The sequence below is a fragment of the Streptomyces sp. NPDC053079 genome, assembly GCF_044546695.1.
Lineage (GTDB): Bacteria > Actinomycetota > Actinomycetes > Streptomycetales > Streptomycetaceae > Streptomyces.
On sequence record NZ_JBITZJ010000009.1, the window covers coordinates 116043 to 136397 of the forward strand.

At 72.2% G+C, this 20355-nt stretch carries 12 protein-coding genes, 2 pseudogenes and 1 riboswitch; of the genes and pseudogenes, 4 read left to right on the forward strand and 10 right to left on the reverse strand.

The genetic code is table 11. The annotated features are described in order from the left end of the window. The first annotated feature begins 426 nt into the window (after positions 1-426). Positions 427-720: a hypothetical protein gene (locus tag ACIGXW_RS30455; protein ID WP_399576091.1), complete on the forward strand. Its 294-nt coding sequence runs from the start codon at positions 427-429 to the stop codon at positions 718-720. Further along, positions 717-2132: a glycosyltransferase gene (locus tag ACIGXW_RS30460; RefSeq protein WP_399576092.1), complete on the forward strand. Its 1416-nt coding sequence runs from the start codon at positions 717-719 to the stop codon at positions 2130-2132. The genes ACIGXW_RS30455 and ACIGXW_RS30460 overlap by 4 nt, the downstream gene beginning before the upstream one ends. Here ACIGXW_RS30460 and ACIGXW_RS30465 read toward each other — a convergent pair. Beyond that, positions 2114-9733: a LamG-like jellyroll fold domain-containing protein gene (locus ACIGXW_RS30465; RefSeq protein ID WP_399576093.1), complete on the reverse strand. Its 7620-nt coding sequence runs from the start codon at positions 9731-9733 to the stop codon at positions 2114-2116. The genes ACIGXW_RS30460 and ACIGXW_RS30465 overlap by 19 nt on opposite strands. A 253-nt stretch (positions 9734-9986) precedes the next feature. Here ACIGXW_RS30465 and ACIGXW_RS30470 point away from each other — a divergent pair, with 253 nt between their 5' ends. Then, on the forward strand, positions 9987-10646 hold the full coding sequence (locus ACIGXW_RS30470; RefSeq protein WP_071966911.1) for an NAD(P)H-dependent oxidoreductase: 660 nt from the start codon (positions 9987-9989) through the stop codon (positions 10644-10646). 18 nt (positions 10647-10664) lie between these two features. Here the strand turns inward: ACIGXW_RS30470 and ACIGXW_RS30475 are convergent. The 3 genes and pseudogenes from ACIGXW_RS30475 to ACIGXW_RS30485 form a co-directional block, all read right to left on the reverse strand. Beyond that, positions 10665-11159 (reverse strand): annotated as a pseudogene (locus ACIGXW_RS30475) (nucleoside deaminase); the annotation flags it as partial. A gap of 27 nt (positions 11160-11186) precedes the next feature. Continuing rightward, positions 11187-11657, reverse strand: a complete 471-nt coding sequence (gene cynS / locus ACIGXW_RS30480) for a cyanase (protein WP_399576095.1) — start codon at positions 11655-11657, stop codon at positions 11187-11189. 115 nt (positions 11658-11772) lie between these two features. Continuing rightward, a complete protein-coding gene (locus ACIGXW_RS30485; RefSeq protein ID WP_071966998.1) occupies positions 11773-12378 on the reverse strand; it encodes a carbonic anhydrase in 606 nt (201 codons plus the stop codon). A gap of 124 nt (positions 12379-12502) precedes the next feature. Between ACIGXW_RS30485 and cynR the strand changes: the two genes are divergently transcribed. Next, complete coding sequence (gene cynR / locus ACIGXW_RS30490; RefSeq protein ID WP_399576097.1) at positions 12503-13414, forward strand: transcriptional regulator CynR; 912 nt, start codon at positions 12503-12505, stop codon at positions 13412-13414. A gap of 150 nt (positions 13415-13564) precedes the next feature. Here the strand turns inward: cynR and ACIGXW_RS30495 are convergent. The 6 genes and pseudogenes from ACIGXW_RS30495 to ACIGXW_RS30520 form a co-directional block, all read right to left on the reverse strand. Then, positions 13565-13763 (reverse strand): annotated as a pseudogene (locus ACIGXW_RS30495) (enoyl-CoA hydratase); the annotation flags it as partial. Continuing rightward, positions 13760-14683, reverse strand: coding sequence for a 3-hydroxyisobutyrate dehydrogenase (mmsB, locus tag ACIGXW_RS30500; protein WP_399576099.1), 924 nt, complete (start codon positions 14681-14683; stop codon positions 13760-13762). The pseudogene ACIGXW_RS30495 and the gene mmsB, both read right to left, overlap by 4 nt. Further along, a complete protein-coding gene (locus tag ACIGXW_RS30505) occupies positions 14680-15756 on the reverse strand; it encodes an enoyl-CoA hydratase/isomerase family protein (RefSeq protein WP_399576101.1) in 1077 nt (358 codons plus the stop codon). Before ACIGXW_RS30505 ends, mmsB begins: the two co-directional genes overlap by 4 nt. Next, positions 15753-16907, reverse strand: a complete 1155-nt coding sequence (locus ACIGXW_RS30510) for an acyl-CoA dehydrogenase family protein (RefSeq protein ID WP_399576103.1) — start codon at positions 16905-16907, stop codon at positions 15753-15755. Before ACIGXW_RS30510 ends, ACIGXW_RS30505 begins: the two co-directional genes overlap by 4 nt. Further along, on the reverse strand, positions 16904-18403 hold the full coding sequence (locus ACIGXW_RS30515; RefSeq protein ID WP_399576105.1) for a CoA-acylating methylmalonate-semialdehyde dehydrogenase: 1500 nt from the start codon (positions 18401-18403) through the stop codon (positions 16904-16906). The genes ACIGXW_RS30510 and ACIGXW_RS30515 overlap by 4 nt, the downstream gene beginning before the upstream one ends. Before the next feature lie 161 nt (positions 18404-18564). After that, a riboswitch (cobalamin riboswitch) is annotated at positions 18565-18751 on the reverse strand. 32 nt (positions 18752-18783) lie between these two features. Beyond that, positions 18784-20184: a short-chain fatty acyl-CoA regulator family protein gene (locus ACIGXW_RS30520; RefSeq protein WP_399576107.1), complete on the reverse strand. Its 1401-nt coding sequence runs from the start codon at positions 20182-20184 to the stop codon at positions 18784-18786. Positions 20185-20355 lie beyond the last annotated feature (171 nt).

Here is a 20355-nt window from a genome sequence, read left to right on the forward strand (position 1 = left end):
GCGCGGACCGCTGTCCTGTCGGCAGCCCGAAATCAATTGGTGGCGCGCAGAATCGATCGCTGATCGCATGCGCAGCGTGGAAGATCGCGTAAAGGCGTGGAAGTTGAATGAGCTACTTGCCGCTCGGGGCGTGGGGTCGGGTCCGCCGACGAAGTTACGTCCGGCGTGCGCTACGTGCAATGGGCCCGATCCGGAATGATTGGCCGGATCGCTGTAGAACTTATATTCGCCCGTGCTCATTCCCTTGGTATATCTACAGATCACGGAAACCCGGTACATCCGCGTTCGGCGCGAAACCACCTCCCGGCGCCCCTTTCCGGCCGCCACGGGGTCTGGTCACCGCCCGTTTCCTGAGCAAGAGTGGTCGGGCCTTTCCCCCCTCACATACCGGATTCCCTCATTCCTGCCCGGAGGTATCTGCTCCCTATGTACACGGGATTCACCTGGCCGCTGCTCGGCGGCATGGCTGCGGCCCGTGGGGGAGGAGGCGCGGCGCCCGGCCGCGGCGCCCTGCTGGCGGTGGTCGGGGCGGCGGCGCTGCCCGTGGGCTTCGCCCTGGGGCGGGAGCTGCAGCGCCGCCTGACCGGAAGGCCGTGGGCGGCACCGGACCCGGGGTGGGGGAGCGGTGTTCCGGCGGTGCCCGGCCCCCGGTATCCGGACCCCGTCGTTCCAGTGGGGCCGCCCTCATGGCGGCATCGGCCGAGGGAGGTCCACCGGTGAGGCGCGTACTGCTGAAGGCCGTCGACACGATCGGCTACGCCGTCATCGGCATGTCCGCCGGTTATCTCGCCCTCGCCATGGGCGCGGGGCTCATCGAACTGCGCCGTCAGAAGGCGGCGTTACGCGTCCAGGGCGACACCGCGTACGGCAGCCCGCACCTCGGCCGCCGCGACCGCCGGCATCTGTACGCCCTCATCCCCTGCCTCAACGAGGAGTCCGTGATCGGCACGACGGTCGCCGGGCTGCTCGGACCGCGCACCACGGTCGTGGTCATCGACGACGGCTCCGACGACGCCACCGGGCGGGAGGCCGAACGCGCCGGCGAGGAGGCACGGGAGGCGGGACGGCCGGGCGAGGTCGTCGTGCTGCGCCGCGAGCCGCCGAACGCCCGGCAGGGCAAGGGCGAGGCCCTCAACCACGGCATCGGCCTCATCCGGACCAGCGTCGCGGCGCGCGGCCAGGACCCCGCCGAGACGATCGTGTGCGTGATGGACGCGGACGGCCGGCTCTCCGACCGGGCGCTGAGCCACGTCCTGCCGCTCTTCGACGACCCCCGCGTCGGCGGAGTGCAGCTCGGCGTCCGCATCCGCAACCGCCGCGGAAACTTCCTCACCTGGTTCCAGGACTACCAGTTCTGGGCCATGGCCGCTGTCACCCAGTTCGGCCGCAACCTCACCTCGACCGTCAGCCTCGGCGGCAACGGGCAGTTCACCCGGCTCACCGCGCTCGACGGACTGGGCGCACGCCCCTGGTCGCGGTCGCTGACGGAGGACCTGGACCTGGCCATCAGCCTCGCCGTGCGCGGCTGGCGGCTGCGCACCACCGCCCACGCCTCCGTGGACCAGCAGGGGGTGAGCGACCTGCGGCGCCTCGTCCGGCAGCGGACCCGCTGGTACCAGGGCCACATGACGGCGATCCGGCGGATGGGCGAGATATGGCGCGCGCCCCGGATGCGGCACCTGGCCGCCCTGGAGATGTTCTCCTACCTGCTGGTGCCCTGGGTACTGGACCTGCCCTGGTCGATCCTCTTCCAGTACTGCCTGATCTGGTTCGTCCGCAGCCCCAACGTCCAGGTCCTGCACGGCCCGCGCGCCGCCGCGATCAACGCCGGCCGCCTGAAGTGGCCGGCGAACCTCGCCGCCTGGTACCTGCTCACCTTCGCACCCGCGCTCGTCACCTCCTGCGCCTATCTGCGCCGGGACCGGGCCGTGGGCGTCCTGCGGGCCCTGTTGCTCGGCCACTCCTTCGTCGTCATGAACTACATGTCGTTCCTCTGCGCCTGGAGCGCTCTCTTCCGCATGGTGCGCGGGCAGACCGGCTGGACCAAGACCACCCGGGAGGCCGAGGAAGGCGCCCGGGCCGGGGAGGCTCCCCGGCCCGGGCAACCGCGCTGTCAGCCCTCCACGCCGTAGTACTGCGCGAGGAAGCCGATCACGTGGTCCGCGTGCGGGCTCAGCTCCGGCAGGTGCGTCGCCAGGGTGGTGCGCACCGCCTCCGAAAGCTCGGGCAGTGACGTGGCCGCGCCCTTGACGTACGGGTCGAGGCGGCGGACGAGCTCGTAGTTGCTCTCCACGTCGAGCTGCCGCATCGCCCGCTCCAGGGGCGCGGCGTCGGCGGCCGCCACGGGCGGCAGGAGCCGGCTGACGAAGGTGACGCGGTGCATCACGCGCCAGCACGGCGGCTTGCGGTCCGACTGGCGGGCCTGGCGCAGGGCGGCGGCGTTCGGGTCGGTGCCGCCCTCCAGCCAGGCCGGGTCGACGACCTTGTGGAAGAAGGTGTCGAAGTGCTCGGTGTCCTCGCCCAGGTAGAAGCTGAGGAACCGGTACGCGTCCACCTTGCCCGGCGCGTTGACGGGCTTGCCGTCGGCGTCGAAGACCGGCTTGCGATTGGCGTCGTACTGCTGGACGTTGCCGGACGGTGAGCAGACGACGTTCAGCCCGAACGAGCGGGTGGCCTCCTTGCCGCGCGCCCGCGTGACGGTCATGCCGCCGCCGACCGAGGCGTCCAGCTGGGCGTTGATACCCACGCCCATGACGTCGAAGGACGTGCCGACCGAGGCGCCCACCGACCCGGACATGGAGTACGAACCCGAGGTGGTCTCGCTGACGACGTCGGTCGTCTCCGTCGTCTCGGCGAAGAACCCGCCGTCCGCCGTCCACACATAGGTGTTGACCAGGTCACGGCGGGAGAAGCCATCGCCGGTCGCGTTGCCCGCCGTGTCGCGGCCCTTGCCGGGCGCGGTGTCCCCGCCGATCGCGCCGCCGAGGACGCGGCCGGCCCGTTCGGCCGTGGGATCGGGCGTGCCGGTGTCGGTGGAGACCGTCTCGTAGTAGCTGCGCAGCCGCTGCTGGTCACGCTGGATGCGCCGCTTGATCGCGTACGCCTCGCGCGGCTTGTAGTAGCTGTACTCGCCGCGCTCGCGGGCGCCCGCGTAGTCGGGGTCGAGGACTCTGCCGCGCTCGTCGTAGCCGACCGTGCCGTCCAGGGTGCCCTGCTTGGTGTAGCGGGGGTTGAGCGGGAAGGGGACGACGTTCCAGTCCTTGGGGATGTCCGGGTTGGGCTGGATGCGGTAGGCGACCAGGGCCCCGCTGTGCGCCAGCCGCAGCGCGAAGACGTCGGCGGTCTGGGACTGGACCACCGCGAAGCCCGTGTTGACGGGGACGTAGCGGCGGCCGAGGGAGGGGTTGAGCGGCTTGAGCGGGTCCTCCCAGCTGCCCGACAGGTCGACCTTCATGGCCCGGGCGGTGTTCTCGCCCTGCGAGACGGCCGTCTCGTCGGCCCAGCTGTTGGAGAACTCCAGACTGCCGCGCACGCCCACCGACACCTTGGCCTTCGCCATCGACTTGGCGACGCCGAAGCCCAGCGGTGCGGCGATCATCCACATGTCGACGTCGACCTCGTTGGAGAGGGCGAAGTCGAACGCCGCGTCGACGCTGCGCTCCTTGGCCGACGACAGCGAGTGGACGACCTCCTCCGCCTGCGTGAGCTCCACCGACGCGATGCTGTCGTACGTCGCGCGGTCGGGGTCGATCGTGTTGGGCGTGAGGTTCTCCGACGGCACCGGCGGCGCGCCCTCGACGTAGCCGACCAGCTGCGGGTCGAACTGCACCTGGCTGACCCACTCGCTCACCAGGTCGCCGACCTTGTAGCCGGTGACCAGGTACCAGCGGCCGTCCCGCAGATAGCCGTACGCCCGCTTCAGGACGCCGAACGCCTCGCCCTTGGCCGTGTACTGCATGTCCGCGTACTCGGCGACGGCCGGTGCGCCCGAGACCGTCTCGTGGAACGGGGTGCGCATCGCGGCGAGCGCCGAGCGGACCTGCGCGGTGTCGCTGGAGACGGGCGCCGTGGACAGTACGGGGGAGGGGCGGCGGGGCGCGTCGTGCAGCGTCAGGTCGTTGCCGCGCAGGCCCTCGTCCCGGACGACGTTCGCCGACTCGTCGGTGGAGGCCCGGTTGAAGGACCAGTAGGCGATCAGGTCCTCCTTCTCGCCCTTGAGCCGGGTGAAGAGGTTGTCGAGCACCTGCTCCTGGGTGCGGGCGGTGCGCCAGATCCGTACCTCCTCCAGGACGCCGTGGAAGGGCTGGTCGGCCTTGCCGTCCTCGAGGCGGGCGCCGAGGGAGAGCCGGGCGTCGCCGTAGTCGGCGAAGTCGTCGCTCTCCAGCGGGTCGCAGGCCACGGAGACGCCGTTGCGGTAGATACGGAAGAGGCTGCCGCGCGGGTCGGGGTTACGGGTCCAGCGGGCACCGCGCAGCCGGGCGGGGTGCGATCCGGTGGCGTCGGCGGCGGTGTTGCCGGCGTTCTCCTCGAAGCGCCAGTGCGCGGTCAGGCCGCGGTCGCGCGCGGAGACGAGCGTGCCGAGCTGGGCCGCGTCGCGGGCCACGCTCCACAGCCGGACCTCGGAGACGACGCCGGTGAAGGAGCGCGTCTCCAGGCCGTCCCGGGCGCGGCCGATGTCCAGCGTGCCGGTGTTGCCCTTGGCGCCGGGCCCCTCGTAGCGGGTGGTGCCGGCTTCGCGGCCGTCGATGAAGAAGCGGATCTCCTGCCACTCCTGGACGTCGACGGACTCCACGAGTTCCACGGTCTGCTTGACGGGCTTGCCGTCGGCACCGGCCGCGGTGATCTCCTTGCTGCCCTTGCGCTCCTGCATCGAGCGGCCGCTCTTGCGGACGACGGCGAGGCGGTGGAACGTTCCCGCGCCGAGGGTTTCGGCGGAGGCGAACCGTACGAGCTTCCCGTCCGGCTCCTCGAAGCCGAACTCCAGCTTGCCGTCGGGCAGGACGAGCAGCCGGTACGGGACGCTGCCGCCGGAGCCGTCGGCGGTACGGCCCTTGGAGAGCAGGCCCTGTGTCGCACCGAGGGCGTCGGTGCGGCAGAAGACCTCGACGGTGAGGTCGTCGGTGATGTCGAGCGCGTCGTTGTCGGGCGCCTCCGCGTACGCGCCGTCGGCGAGCTCGACCGCCCACGACTGCTCGTAGGCGGCGGCCAGGTGGGTCCATTCGCGCGGGGGGAAGGCGGCGCGGGTGGCCACCAGCCGGTCACCGGCTCCGGCGACGATGCGGTACGTCGTGTCCGCGACCCGTTCGAGCGCGGGGGGCGCGGTCGTGGTGGTGACGCCGCCGCGCAGGTAGACATGCCGGTTCTGCCCGGAGCGGTCCAGGACGCCCGGCTTGCCGCCGACCTGGGCGAGCGGGTCGCCGCAGGGCCAGTAGCCCATCAGTCCCGGCTCCTTGCCGGACAGCCGCCGGTTCCTCAGCTCCCGGACCTCCGCGAGGGTGCGGGCGGTGCCCCAGAGCCTGACCTCGTCCATTTCGACCGCGGCGTAGTCGGCCACCCAGCCGGCGAAGGAGCTGCCGAAGCTGAAGAGGCCGTCTCCCTGGTAGGTGCCCGCCGCGACGCGCCTGGCCTCCTCGACGCCGTCCTTGTAGATCACCTGTTCCCGGGTGGCCGCGTCGAAGGCACAGGCCCAGTGGTGCCAGTCGGTGTCGTCGTTGCCGTAGCTGGTGGTGACGTCGTCACCGTAGAACCCGAACCTGAAGGCACTGGTCTCGGTCAGACCGATGTGCAGGGCGTTCCTCGTGCTGCCGTGCGACGTCCCGTGGCCGATGACGTACTGCGCCTTGGCGTTCCACTTCGTCGTGCGCCGCGCCCAGAACTCCACCGTGAAGGACTGGCCTGCGAGGCTGAAGCCGCTCTCGGTCATGGCCACGCCGCTCTTGCCGTCGAAGGCCAGGGCGGGCACGACGGAGGCGGCCGGGGCGAGCAGCCCCAGCGTGTACGGAACGTCGCCGGTGCCGGCGTGGACGATCCTGGCCGCTCCGGACACCCGCTCGGGGTTGATCCACGCCTCCAGGGTCAGGTCGCGGGTCACCGCCACCCGGTCCGGCTGCTCCTGCGGCAGGACGAGGACGTTCTGCTGCCCGTCAAAGGAGTACGCCCGGCCCGGCTTGTCCGCGCGCCAGCGGCAGCCGTGCCCGGCGACGAGGTCCGACACCTCGCCGAGCGGGACCTCCCGCGCCGTGCCCGGGTCGGCCAGCACGAGCCGGGAGCCCGCGGAGAGCGGCACGCCGGGGCGGTTGGTGGAGGCGCGGCGGTGGTCGTGGCGCAGCCGCTGGACGGGCTCGCCCGGCTGCGGCTCGGGGCCGCCCTCGCCGGCGTCCAGCCGGAGCGTGGTGGCCCCCGGCGCGTGATCGGCTTCCGTGAGGTAGAGGTGGCCGCCGACTGTGACGGGCGTACGGGCGGGCAGAGTGACGGAGAGGGGTTCGGCGAGCCGGAGGACACCGCCGGCGACGTCGCCCGCCCGGCCGCCGGACAGGAGTCTCGTGGTCGCGTCGAACGTCTTCACCGCGCCGACCGTGACGGGCTCCTCCGGCGTGCCGTTGACGATCGCGGCGAAGTCGGCGGCCCGGCGCGGGAGCCGCTGCCAGCTCTCGCGTTCCTCGCCCCGCTCGATGGTCACGTCGCACAGGCCGGGGCCGTCACCCGCCGTGACCCGGATCGTCACCGATCCCAGGCCGGTGCCGGAGTCTCGGGCGGTGAAGGTGACCGCCTGGCCGTCACCCGCCGTCAGCCGGCGGGAGGAGCGCGCGACCGTGGTGTCGTAGTAGGTGGCGAAGAACTGCCCGTTGGTGCCGCGGAAGTACAGCACGACGTTCCCGGTGGCGCTGTCGAGCAGATACGGCCGGTCGGCCGAGCGGGCGAAGGACAGCAGGGCGCCGGAGGAGCTCAGGCCGGTGCGGTCGAGGGAGAGCTGGGGTACGGGTAGCGCGATGTCGTCGGCGCCCTTGAGGCCACCGGTGAGGCGGCCCAGCTCGTCGCGCTTGGCCGCCAGCTCGGCCTGATGGGCCTCGATCTCGCGGCGGCGCCGCTCGAGCAGCTCGCGCCGGGGGCGGAGCTCGGCGAGCTGGGCGTCGAGCGACTCCACCCGCTTGCCCGCGTCACGGATGTCGGAGTGCCCGAAGTCGTGGAGGGCGACCCGCTCGATGGCGAACAGCCCCTCGCCGGACTCGGTGACCGGAGCGGTGTCGTACTGGACGACGCGGTCGCCGAGCCGGTCGGGGGCGCAGACCGCCTTCCCGCTGTACCGGTTGACGACGGTGCTGTAGCCGTCGCTCCGCTCGTCTATGTGGAAGTGGGTGTTCCAGGCGCCGGTGTTCCGCGGCCATACGATCAGGGGCGCGTCGTCGTCCCGGCGCTCACCGGCGACGTTCATGTCCTTGCCGGTGTGCGGATTGTGCAGGTGGTAGGGCGTGGGGCCGCTCCAGGACGCCCCCGGGGGAGTCAGGACGGCCCACAGCGCCGACTTCGCCTCCTTGTCGGAGGTCCTGATCAGCGGTGGTTCGCTCCCGGCACCGTCGTCCTTCACGGCCAGGTACTGCGGCTTGCCGTCCCGGGTGTTCTTGAAGCGGAGCCGGCACGTCCAGCCGGCGATGTCCTGCCACCGGGCGTAGAAGGCCTCGCGGAGGCGCTCCAGCTCCGGTACGTCGGCGGTCTGCCGGGCAAGATCGGCGACCTCGGTCTCCTTGGCCGTGATGTCCTGGACCAGCTCGCGGATCCGGGCGTCCAGCTCGCTGATCGTCTCGACGTCCGCGCTGCCCTCCGGCGCGGCGAGCACCGGCAGCGCCAGCTCGTCCGGCACCTGCGCGAGGCGCCCGTCGCGCCCGACGCCGAAGTCGACCGTGGCCAGGTACGCCTCCTCGGTCGCCGCACCGGTCCTCGGGTCGGGCCCGGACGTGGCGTACGACAGCAGAACGCGGGCCTGCCGCTTGGCGGGCCTGGGCTCCTTGTCGTAGCCCGTGGTGGTCGCCTCCTGCTGGTGGTAGAGGACGGCGGACAGGCCGGAGACGGTCTTCCGGCCGGCGACGGCGAAGCTGTCACGGCGCACGCCCGGGTGGTCGCCGATGGGCGCCTCGGACGTCACCCACTTCGGGCCGCCGACGAGCTCGCCGTGGCGGGCGTGGTCGGTCTGGTCGTGCAGACGGGTGCCGGAACCCTCGTCGAAGCGGTAGTACGCGACGAGCCCGGGGTCGTTGCCGATGAGGCGGACGCCCTTGTCGCGCTTCAGCTCCTCGGAGGTGCGGGCGCGGTCCCAGATCCGTACCTCGTCGAGCTCGGCGCGGGCGCCCTGGCCGAGCGCGCGGCCCAGCAGCAAGTGGCCCGTCCCGGCGTAGTCGCCGCCGGTGATGCGGCTGCCGGCCTCCTCGCCGTCGCGGTAGACGGTCTGGCGACGGGCCGCGTGCTCGTAGACGCAGGCCCAGTGGTGCCAGGCGGTGTCCTCGGTCCGCACCTCGGCGTTGAGGTCCTCGGCATAGAACGCGAAGGTGAAGCGGTCGTCCTCGCGGAAGCCGATGTGCAGGGACTCGAGCGGGCTGCCCGACTCGTCTCCGTGGCCGACGAGGAACTCCTGGCGGCCGTGCGCCGTGCGCCGCGCCCAGAACTCGACGGTGAAGTCGCGGCCCGCCAGCTCCGGCCCCTCCGGGACGCGCACGTGGGCGTCGCCCTCGCCGAAGGCCAGCGCGGTCTCCGCGTGCCCCTCGGTGCTCACCACGGGCACGAGCGGCTGCCCGGTGAACGGGCAGGTGCCGGGTCCGCTCTCGTACACCGCGTCGCGGTACGCGGTGTCGGGGCTGGTCCATGCCTGGGTGCCCTGGAGGTTGAACAGCCCGTCGCGGCCTTGCTCGACGTTGAAGGAGTCGATGCGGCCGGTGGCGTCGTTGTGCGCGAAGACCTGCCAGCGCTGCCGGCCGTGCACGGCGGTGGGGACCAGCAGTGCGGCGAAGCGGCCGCCGGAGAGGTTCCGGACGAACGACAGTTCCTGGGTCGGCTCGTGGAAGGGACGGCCTTCCATATCCGTGGTGCCCAGGCTGTCCTTGGCCGAGTCGGGGCGACTCCTGTGCCGGCTGCGGCGGTAGCGGGCCTCGAGGACCGGCTTCAGCTCGCAGCCCACCAGCAGGAAGCGGTCGCACAGCAGGGTGTCCGCGACGAGGGGGACCTTCGCGCCGGCGCTGTCCTTGACGTAGTCGGCGCGGTCCGGGTCGCCGGAGGAGGCGCCGCCGGCCAGCTTGTGGACGGCGTCGGGGTGATCGGCGCCCACGGACTGGCGCAGCACGACGATGTGGGTGCCGTCGGACAGGGCGTGGAAGGGGGCGAGGGCGGTGAGCCGGGCCGTCGTGGACAGGAAGGGGTCCACCTCGTCCTCGTCCAGCCGCTCGCCGGACGCCGCCTCGACCCTACCGCCGCGCTTGACGGCCGGCAGCGCGGTGGCGCCGACGGCCGCGAAGCCCACGTCGGTGATCTCGGAGGGGAAACAGAGCGGGAGGGGGTTCTCCGACCAGTAGGCGGCGTCGAGTTCTCCCTTGCTCTCGTCGTGCCGCGCCAGGTCCAGGACGGTGTAGACAAGGCGCCGCCGGTCGTCCATGGCCAGGGCCACCGTGGTGCCCTGATGGCGCACGGTGGTGGTGTGGACGTAGGGGCGGTCGCTGTAGACCTTCAGTAAGTGCTGCTCGCCGGACAAGAACGTCTCCTTGGGAACGCCGTGTGGGTAGCGCGGGAAACCCCCGCTGACCTGCGCCGCTCCCCCGTTCGCAAGCGCGGCGATCACACGATTTACCGGCGGGAATTCCCCGTCAAGGAACGGATCGGGCCAGGGCGTCCGGAAACAGGGTGCCGGCGGGGCGAGTACCCACGGCGGGCCCGCCGCCGGCGCCTTCCGTGCGGTGGCGGCGGCCGGGCGGGGCGGTCAGGATGAGGCCGAGGAGGTGGGTGCCATGGCGGTCGCCGGTGAGGACGGTGCCGTGCGGGTGCTGGTCTTCGGGGCGGCGATGCGCGGCGATTCCCTCAACGCGCGCCTGGCCGGGCTCGTCACCCGGCTCGTCCGTGGCGCGGGTGCCACCGCGGACCTGGCCCATATGAGGGAATTCGCCATGCCGGTCTACGACGGCGACGTCGAGGCGGCCGAAGGCATCCCGGCGGGGGCGCTCGCGCTGAGCGAGCGGATCGCGGCGTGCGACGCCTTCGTCATCTCCTCCCCCGAGTACAACGCCTCCGTGCCGGGCGTGCTGAAGAACGCCATCGACTGGGTCTCCCGCGTCCAGCCCCAGCCCTTCAAGGACAAGCACGCCCTGCTGGTCTCCGCGTCGCCTTCCCTCGTCGGCGGCAACCGCGGACTGTGGGCCCTGCGGGTCCCCCTCGAACACCTGGGCACGCGGGTCTACCCCGACATGTTCAGCCTCGCCAGGGCCCACGAGGGCTTCACCGACGCCGGCGACCTCTCCGACCCGGGACTCCACACCCGCCTGGAGGAATCGGTCGCCTCGTTCCTCCGCCTGGTCGAAGCGGACACCCGCTACGTATGCCTGCGGCGGCGCTGGTACGAGTTCCTCGGCGACTGCACCGACGCTCCGGTGACCCAGCGCCAACAGGACTGACGTCTCAGCCGCGCTCGTGGCGGGGGGGGCGCCGGCCACACGGCGCTCGCCGCCGTTGCGCCGCTGCCAGGCCCGGTAGACCTCGACCGCGGCGTCGCGGGCCTCGTAGCGCATGGGCAGGCGCCGCTCGGTGTAGTCCTTGGCGAACTCGTCGTAGAAGGTGTCGAGCTCGAAGTACTTGCGGTCGTCGACGTAGTGCGGCTCGTAGGCGTCGCGCGTAGTGAGGAAGACGACCTCGTCCGGCGAGCAGTAGTAGAGGGACCCCAGGCACATCGGGCAGGGGTGGGCCAGGACGTAGATGGTGGTGCCCGTCAGATGCTCGGTGCCCAGCTTCACGCATGCCTCACGGATGGCGAGGATTTCCGCGTGTGCGGTCGGGTCGTTGGTCTGGGCGACCTTGTTCGGGCTCTCGGCCAGGATCTCGCCGTCCTTGACGATGACGGTCGCGAACGGCCGGCCGCCCTCCTCGACGTTGCGGCGGGCGAGGTCGATGGTGCGCTGTACGAAGTCCATGGGGTTCCTCTCGCGTGGATCGGCAGGTCAGAAGGGCTTGGTCGGCAGGTACTTGCCGTCCAGGGTGATGACCGCGCGCTCGCCGCCCTCGGGGTCGGCGACCTTCTTCACGTCCAGCTTGAAGTTGATGGCGCTGATGATGCCGTCGCCGAACTGCTCGTGGACCAGGGCCTTGAGGGTGGTGCCGTAGACCTGGAGCATCTCGTAGAAGCGGTAGATGGTCGGGTCGGTGGGGATGCCACCGGGAATCGAACCGCGCGTCGGGATGGTCTGCAGCAGCATCGCGGCGTCGTCGTCCAGGCCCAGGAGCTCGGCGACGGCCTTGGCCGAGGCCTCGGGCAGCGGGTGCTGGCCGAGGACGGCGGCTGTGACGAAGGCGACCGACAGGCCCGCGGCGTCGGCGATCTGCTGCCAGGACAGGTCCTTGCGCACCTTGGCCTCGACGGCGGTGGCGGCCAGGGCCTCACGGGCGGTGGGGTCGAACTGCGCGTGCACCATGAGAAGGATTCCTTTCGGATGCGCCGTTCCTCCGTTATGGAGGGGCGGCGGGGTGGGGATTCGGGTGGTGATCCCGGGCGCCGGACGGCGGCAGGGGATCAGGTAGTGCCGGTGGTCAGGCTGCGAGGGCGGCCGGGCGGCCGGGTGCGGCGAGCTCCTCGACGGTGCCGCCGGGGATGTCGTAGACCCAGCCGCGCAAGGTGACCGTGCCCGCGGCCAGGGCACTGGCCACCGAGGGGTGGGTGGCCAGGTTCGCCAGCTGGGCGGCCACGTTCTCGCGCACCAGGGCGTCGACCGTCCGCGTCCCGGCCCCGGCGGCCACGGCGCGGGCCCGGGAGGCGTCCGCGTGGCGCAGCCAGTCGGCGATCGCGGGCGCGCCGCTCAGGTCGTGGTCCTCGGCGAGGGCGGTCATCGCGCCGCAGGCGGAGTGCCCGCACACCACGATCTCGCGCACCTCCAGGACGGCGACGGCGTACTCGATGCTGGCCGCCACCCCGTCCGGCCCGGGGGTGTAGGCGGGGACGAGGTTGCCGGCGGTGCGGATGACGAAGAGCTCACCCGGCTCGCTCTGGGTGATCAGTTCCGGCACCACACGGGCGTCCGAGCAGCTGATGAACAGCGTCGTCGGCCGGTGGGTCGCGGCCAGGTGGGCGAAGAGCTCCGCCTTGGCCGGGTAGACGTCCCGCCGGAAACGCGCGACGCCCTCGGTGAGGTCTTGCATGGTCACTCCCTTCAGTGGCTGCCGGCCCCGAGGGGCTGACGAGATCCACCATGCATGACCTGCACCTATAGCGTCCAAGACGTAATATCCATGACCGTCATCGGTGACATCTATAGTTGGGGGTATGGCCCTGGAACTCCGTCATCTGCGCTATCTGCTCGCCGTCGCCGAGCACGCCAACTTCACCCGCGCCGCCGAGGACCTGCGGATCTCCCAGCCCACCCTCTCCCAGCAGATCAAACAGCTCGAGCGCACCGTCGGCACCCAGCTCCTCGACCGCACCGGCCGCACCGTACGGCTCACCGACGCGGGCGAGACGTTCGTGCACTACGCGCGCCGCGCGCTGCGCGACCTGGCGGCGGCCGAACGCGCCGTGCTGGACGTGGCCGACCTCTCGCGCGGCCATCTGCGGCTGGCCCTGACCCCCACCTTCACCGCCTACCTCGTCGGCCCGCTCACGGCCGAACTCCACGCCCACCACCCGGGCATCACCCTGGAGATCAGGGAGATGACCCAGGACCGCATCGAATCCGGCCTGCTGGCCGACGAAATCGACCTCGGCATCGCCTTCCACGGCCCCCACCTGCCCGGCATCGCCGCGACCGCCCTCTTCACCGAGACCCTCAGCCTCGTCACGGGCGCCCACGAGGACGCCGCCGGCCGCGACCGCGCGGAGCCGCTGCCCGTCACCGACCTCGCCGACCGCCATCTCGCCCTGCTCAGCGGCGACTTCGCCACCCGCGGCCACATCGACGCCTACTTCGCCGCCCACCAGGTGCGCCCGCGCATCGCGGTCGAGGCCAACTCGATCCAGGCCCTCACCGAAATCGTCCGGCGCACCCCGCTGGCCACCGTCCTGCCCGACGCCATCACCCACGACCACCCCCACCTGACCCCGGTGCCCCTCGAGCCGGCCCTGCCCGCCCGCGCCGTCACTCTCCTGCGCCGCGAGAGCGCCTACCTCAGCGCCGCCGCACGCGCCTTCACCCGCCTCACCAGGGAATTCGTCCTGACCCGCGGCTTCGCCCCCGCCTGAGCGGCTGGGGCGAAGTTCCGCGGTGGGTGGACTCCCGGGTCAGCACGGTGGGTGACCCCCCGGGTCAGCGGTGGGTGAACTCCGGCGGGCGCTTCTCCACGAAGGCCGTCATGCCCTCCTTCTGGTCGGCGGTGGCGAACACGGCGTGGAACAGCCGCCGCCGAGCGCGTAGCCCGCCACGGCCGCGACCGTGGGCGTGCGCAGGGCGCCGAGGCGGTCCGACCTCGGTCATGACCCGCAGGTTGAGGGCGTTGAGCGCCTTCGGACGGTTGAGGGTGAGGAGCGCGGTGCGGCCCGTGCGTTCGACCAGGATCGTCTCGTACGGGCGGTCCGGGGCGGTGTCGGTCATGTGGTGCTTCCCGTCCGGTCGGTGGCTTGGCCCGAGCGCCCTCTGACGGCCCGGACGATCGCGGAGAAGTCCTCGCCGGCGCCGGGGCCCTGCGCGAACTCGGTGAACATCGCCGCGGCCCGCAGTCCGAGGGCCGTGTCCACCTCGCCCGCACGGGCCGCGTTCGCCGCGAGAGCGAGGTCCTTCGCCATCAGCGACGCGGCGAAGCCGGGGCGGTAGTCGCGGTTGGCCGGGCTGCCCGGGACCGGGCCCGGCACGGGGCAGTTGACGCTCAGCGCCCAGCACTGGCCCGACGCCGTGGACGCCACGTCGAAGAGCGCCTGGTGGGACAGGCCCAGGCTCTCCCCGAGCACGAACGCCTCACTCACCGCGATCATCGAGATGCCGAGGATCATGTTGTTGCAGATCTTGGCGGCCTGGCCGGCGCCGGCGGCCCCGCAGTGCACGGCCTTGCGGCCCATGGCGCCCAGCAGCGGCTCCGCCCGGGCGAACGCCTCCTCGTCACCGCCGGCGATGAACGTCAGCGTCCCGGCCTCGGCGCCCACCACCCCGCCCGACACCGGCGCGTCCAGGGCGCGGTGACCGGCGGCGAACGCCGCCTCGTGGGCGGCCCGCGCGTCGGCGACGTCGATGGTGGAGCAGTCGACGAAGAGCGTGCCGGGCCGGGCGGCGGCGAGCAGCCCCTGGTCCCGGTACAGGGCGAGGACATGGCGTCCGGCGGGCAGCATGGTGATCACCACGTCCGCTCCCGACGCCGCCTCTTCCGCCGACGCGGCCGCCTCGACCCCGGTCTCCGCGGCCGCGGCCAGCAGTGAGGGCACCAGGTCGTAGCCGAGGACACGGTGTCCGGCCCGCACCAGGCGCGCGGCCATGGGGCCGCCCATGTGCCCCAGTCCGACGAAGGCGATGACGCTGCTCACCAGGGCACCTCCTGAGGGAAGACGGTCGTCACGAGGCCGAGCCCGCGCCCGCCGGACGGTGCGAAGAAGCGGTCGACGTCCTCGTCGCCGACCTCGGCGAGCGTGGTGGGCGACCAGCGCGGGGTCCGGTCCTTGTCGATCACCTGCGCGCGGATGCCCTCGACGAGGTCCGGGTGGGACAGGGCCGCGCAGGCGACGCGGTACTCCTGCTCCAGAACGTGCTCCAGAGGACCGAGCGCACGCGCCCGGCGCAGGGCGGCGAGGGTCACCTTCAGCGCGGTGGGGGACTTGGCGAGGAGCGTCACCGCGGCGTCCTTCGCCGCCGGTACGCCGCTGTCGAGCAGCCGGTCGACGATCTCCTCCACCGTGTCCGCCGCGTAGCAGTGGTCGATCCAGCCGCGCCACGCCGCGAGTTCGCCGCCCGGCGCCGGCCGGACGTGCCGGGCCAGGACGTCGTGGACGGGTGCCCGGGCGAGGTCCGCGACCAGCCCAGGCAGCAGCGCGGAGGGGACGTGGTGGTCCGCGAGCCCGCACAGCAGCGCGTCCGCCGCGCCCACCGCCGCGCCCGTGAGCGCCAGATGGGTGCCCAGCTCCCCGGGCGCGAGCCCCAGCAGATACGTTCCGCCGACGTCCGGGACGAAGCCGATGCCGGTCTCGGGCATGGCGACGCGGGACCGCTCGGTGACGATACGGACCGTGCCGTGGGCCGAGACCCCGACGCCGCCGCCCATCACGATGCCGTCCATGACGGCGACGTACGGCTTGGGGTAGCGGGCGATACGGGCGTTGAGCCGGTACTCGTCGCGGAAGAAGTCCGCGGAGGCCACCCCCGCGGACGAGCGTGCGTCCTCGTGGATGGAGCGGATGTCGCCGCCCGCGCACAGCCCGCGCTCGCCGGCTCCGGTGATGACGACGTGCTCCACCGCCGGGTCGTGCTCCCACGCGGTCAGCGCCGCGTCGATGCGGTGCACCATGGAGTGGGTGAGGGCGTTGAGAGCGCCGGGACGGTTGAGGGTCACATAGGCCGCGCGGCCTTCGGTGCGCAGCAGTACGTGCTCGCTGGTAGTGGTCATCGCAGGGCGCCCGTCAGTCCGCGGGCCACGATGAGGCGCATGATCTCGTTGGTTCCTTCCAGGATCTGGTGGACGCGCAGATCGCGGACGATCTTCTCGATGCCGTAGTCGCTGAGGTAGCCGTAGCCGCCGTGCAGCTGCAGGGCGCGGTCGGCGACGGAGTAGCCGGTGTCGGTGGCGAACCGCTTGGCCATCGCGCACAGCTGCGGGGCCTGCGGGGTGCCGCGGTCCAGGGCGTCCGCCGCCTGCCGGACCAGTGCCCTGGCCGCGGCCAGTTCGGTGGCCATGTCGGCGAGGCGGAACTGCAGGGCCTGTGCGTCGAGCAGCCGCATGCCGAACGCCTCGCGGTCGGCGAGATGGGCCAGGCTGCGGTCCAGGGCGCTCTGGGCGCCGCCCAGGGAGCAGGCGGCGATGCCGAGGCGGCCTCCGTTCAGGCCGTTCATCGCGATGCGGAAGCCGTCGCCCTCGGCGCCGAGCCGGCGGCCGGCCGGGACGCGGACCCCGTCGAGGATCACCTGGCGGGTGGGCTGGGCGTTCCAGCCCATCTTCCGTTCGTTCGGGCCGAACGAGAGCCCGGGGTCGTCGCGTTCGACGACGAAGGCGGAGACGCCGTCCGCGCCGCCCTCGCCCGTGCGGGCCATGACGACGTAGACGTCGGCCGCGCCCGCCCCGGAGATGAACTGCTTGACGCCTGTGAGGACGTAGCCGTCGCCGTCCCGCCGCGCGCGGGTGCGCAGGGCGGCGGCGTCCGAGCCGGCGCCCGGCTCCGTCAGGCAGTAGCTGCCCAGCGCCTGCATGCCGCAGAGCCCGGGCAGCCAGCGGCCGCGCTGGGCCGCGTCGCCGTACCGGTCGAGCATCCAGGCGACCATGTTGTGGATGGAGAGGTAGCCCGCGATGGAGGGGCAGCCGGTGGCCAGTGCCTCGAAGACCAGGACGCCGTCGCCGCGGGTGAGGCCGGAGCCGGCGTGCTCCTCGCGGACGTAGACGCCGCCGAGGCCGAGTTCCGCGGCCTTGCGCAGGACGTCGAGCGGGAAGTGCTTGTCGCGGTCCCAGCCGACGGCGTGCGGGGCCAGGTGCTCCTGGGCGAAGTCGAGGGTGACCTCGGCCAGGGCGAGCTGGTCCGTGGTGAGAGTGGTCGTCACCGCGCTCACCCCATCGTCGGGATGGTGAAGCTCGCGCCTTCCTTGACCCCGGAGGGCCAGCGCGAGGTGACGGTCTTGGTGCGGGTGTAGAAGCGGACGGCGTCCGGGCCGTGCTGGTTGAGGTCGCCGAATCCGGACCGCTTCCAGCCGCCGAAGGTGTGGTAGGCGACGGGTACCGGAATGGGCACGTTGACGCCGACCATTCCCGTGGTCACCCGCCGGGTGAAGTCCCGGGCGGTGTCCCCGTCCCGGGTGAAGATCGCCACCCCGTTCCCGTACGGGTGCTCGCTCGGCAGCCGCAGGGCCGCCTCGTAGTCGGCGGCGCGGGCGACGCACAGCACCGGGCCGAAGATTTCCTCGCGGTAGATCCGCATGGCGGGGGTGACACGGTCGAAGAGGGTGGCGCCGGCGAAGAAGCCGCCCTCGTGGCCGGGCAGGACGAAGCCCCGGCCGTCGACGACGAGTTCGGCGCCCTCGGTGGCGCCGATGCCGACGTAGCGGCGTACGCGCTCCAGGGCGTCACGGCTCACCAGCGGGCCGAAGTCGGCCTCCGGGTCGTCCGAGCGTCCGATCCGCAAGTTCCCGATGCGTTCCTTGAGGCGTGCGACCAGCGCGTCGGCCGTCTCCTCCCCGACGGGCACGGCCACGGAGATGGCCATGCAGCGCTCGCCCGCCGAGCCGTACCCGGCGCCGACCAGCGCGTCGACGGCCTGGTCGAGGTCGGCGTCCGGCATCACGATCATGTGGTTCTTGGCGCCGCCGAAGCACTGGGCGCGCTTGCCGTGCGCGGCGGCCGTGGCGTAGACGTGCGCGGCGACGGAGGTGGAGCCGACGAAGCCGACGGCCTGCACCCGGGGGTCCGTCAGCAGGGTCTCGGCGGACTCCTTGCCGCCGTTGACCACGTTCAGGATCCCCGGCGGGAGGCCGGCCTCGAGGAAGAGCTCCGCGAGGCGCAGCGGTACGGACGGGGCCCGTTCGGACGGCTTGAGGACGAAGGCGTTTCCGCAGGCGATGGCCGGTGCGGCCTTCCACAGGGGGATCATCGCGGGGAAGTTGAAGGGGGTGATGCCGGCCGTGACGCCCAGCGGGGAGCGCAGTGAGTGGACGTCGATGCCGGTGCCGGCGTTGTCGGTGAACTCGCCCTTGAGCAGGTGCGGGATGCCGGCGGCGAACTCGACCACTTCCAGGCCGCGCTGGAGGTCGCCGTGGGCGTCGGCGACGGTCTTGCCGTGCTCGCGGGACAGCAGGCGGGCCAGCGACTCCCGTTCGCCCTCGACGAGTTGGAGGAACCGCAGCAGGACGCGGGCGCGGCGCTGCGGATTCCACTCGCCCCACTCCGGTTGCGCGGCGGCGGCGTCCGCGATCGCGGACGCGGTGTCCTCGCGCCCGGCCAGGGGCACCCGGGCCTGTACGGCGCCGGTGTTGGGGTCGTACACGTCGGTGAAGAGCCCCGACGTTCCGGGGGTGTGCTTGCCGCCGATGAAATGTGTCAGTTCACGGACCATGGAAGCCTGCTCTCGTCAGGTCAGGTGAGATCCGGGGATGGGCATGGGGCTTCGTGGCTCTGCGAAGAGCTACGCGTGCGCGGACATGAGCGCGCGCTCCGCCGGATCACCAGGGTCGTGAGTACGGACCGGTGCCATGCGTGTCTGCTCCATCCTCGTGGACAACACGGAACACCCGCGGCCGGTATCCTGACTCCCGGATCACCGCGCGCCGCCAGCCTTCCCGACGCATGGCACATCTCGTCAGTGGCGTGCTGTCGACGGCTCACTCCCCGGTCACAGTGGCGGGACCGTGCCGGAATCACACCGGCTTCCCTGACACCGCGGGCCTTGGTCGCGAACATATAGTTGGACGTCCTAGTAAGTCCACCCCAGCGTGATCACTTGTCCGCCACCGGGTACGGCACGAACGTGCTGCTGTTCTCGTCGATCGCCAGCGGCCGGCCCAGCGGCGGCACCGCGCGCTGCGGGCAGTCCAGGCGTTCGCAGATCCGGCAGCCCATGCCGATCGGGGTGGCCGCGGAGGTGTTGGCGAGGTCGAGCCCGTCGGAGTAGACGAGCCGGGAGGCGTGGCGCACTTCGCAGCCGAGGCCGATGGCGAACGTCTTGCCCGGCTCGCCCCAGCCCCCGCGGTGCCGGGTGACGGCGCGGGCGGTCCACAGGTAGCGCTGTCCGTCCGGCATGGCGGCGATCTGGACGTGGATCCGGCCCGGGGCGGCGAACGCCTCGTACACGTTCCACAAGGGGCAGGTGCCGCCCGCTCGGGAGAAGTGGAAGCCGGTGGCGGACTGGCGCTTGGACATGTTGCCGGCGCGGTCCACGCGGACGAAGGAGAACGGCACACCGCGCAGCCGCGGCCGCTGGAGGGTGCTGAGGCGGTGGCAGACGGTCTCGTAGCCGAGGCCGAAGCGGTCGGTGAGCCGCTCGATGTCGTAACGGACCTCCTCCGCGGCCGTGTGGAAGGCGCGGTACGGCAGGATCAGCGCGGCGGCGAAGTAGTTGGCGATGCCGATCCTGGCGAGCGACCAACTGGCCGAGCCCTCCGCGTAGTCCTCCGACGCCAGCGCGGACAGCCGGTCGCCGAACTCCAGCAGCGCCAGCTGGGTGGCCATGCGGAAGGCCTGCTGGCCGGGGCGCAGCCGGTTGGACAGGTGCAGGACGCGGGTGACCGGGTCGTAGTGGTGCAGCCGGTCGCAGTCCGCCGCCAGCCGCACCCCGTGCCGCTCGGTCAGGCGCGCGGAGAGCGTCCGCACCACCTCGCCCGGCCGCACGCCCAGGGTGTGGGCCAGGTCCTCGGCCGCGAGATCGGCCTCGTGGAGGTAGTTCTGCCGCCGGTAGAAGAACTCCCGTATCTCCTCGTGCGGGGAGCGCGGCAGGGCCACGTCCTCGTGACCGCGGGCCTCCGCGGCTTCGGCCAGCCGCTCGGCCAGGGCGTGGCCGCGGCGGCCGAGGTCGAGCAGGACCGAGGCCACGGCCGGCATGCGCGAGGCCAGTTCCGCGAGGTCGGAGGGGGAGACCCGGGCGGCGTCGACCTCGGTGGCGAGCACCTCGCGCAGGTCGGCCACGAGTCTGCTGGTGTCGCGCTCCGAGAAGAACCCCGGGTCGACGCCGAAGGCCTCGGTCAGCCGCAGCAGCACCGGCACGGTCAGCGGCCGGGAATCGTGCTCCATCTGATTGAGGTAGCTGGGGGAGATCGCCAGGACGCGCGCCAGCTCCGCCTGACTGAGCCGCCGCTCCTCGCGCAACCGCCGCAGCCGCGCCCCCGCGTATGTCTTGCCCACCGCTCTCCCCCTGCTCCGTGCCCGACGTCCTTGATCTGACGGGTGTGTTGGCAAGATTCGCAGAACCGGGCCGGAAGATGCGCAGAACTTGGCAATCTTCCACGGTTGATGGCACTGAGTGCCACTGCCAGAGTCGTAGTGCGGCCCACCGCCCCTCCGGGCGCACTGCTC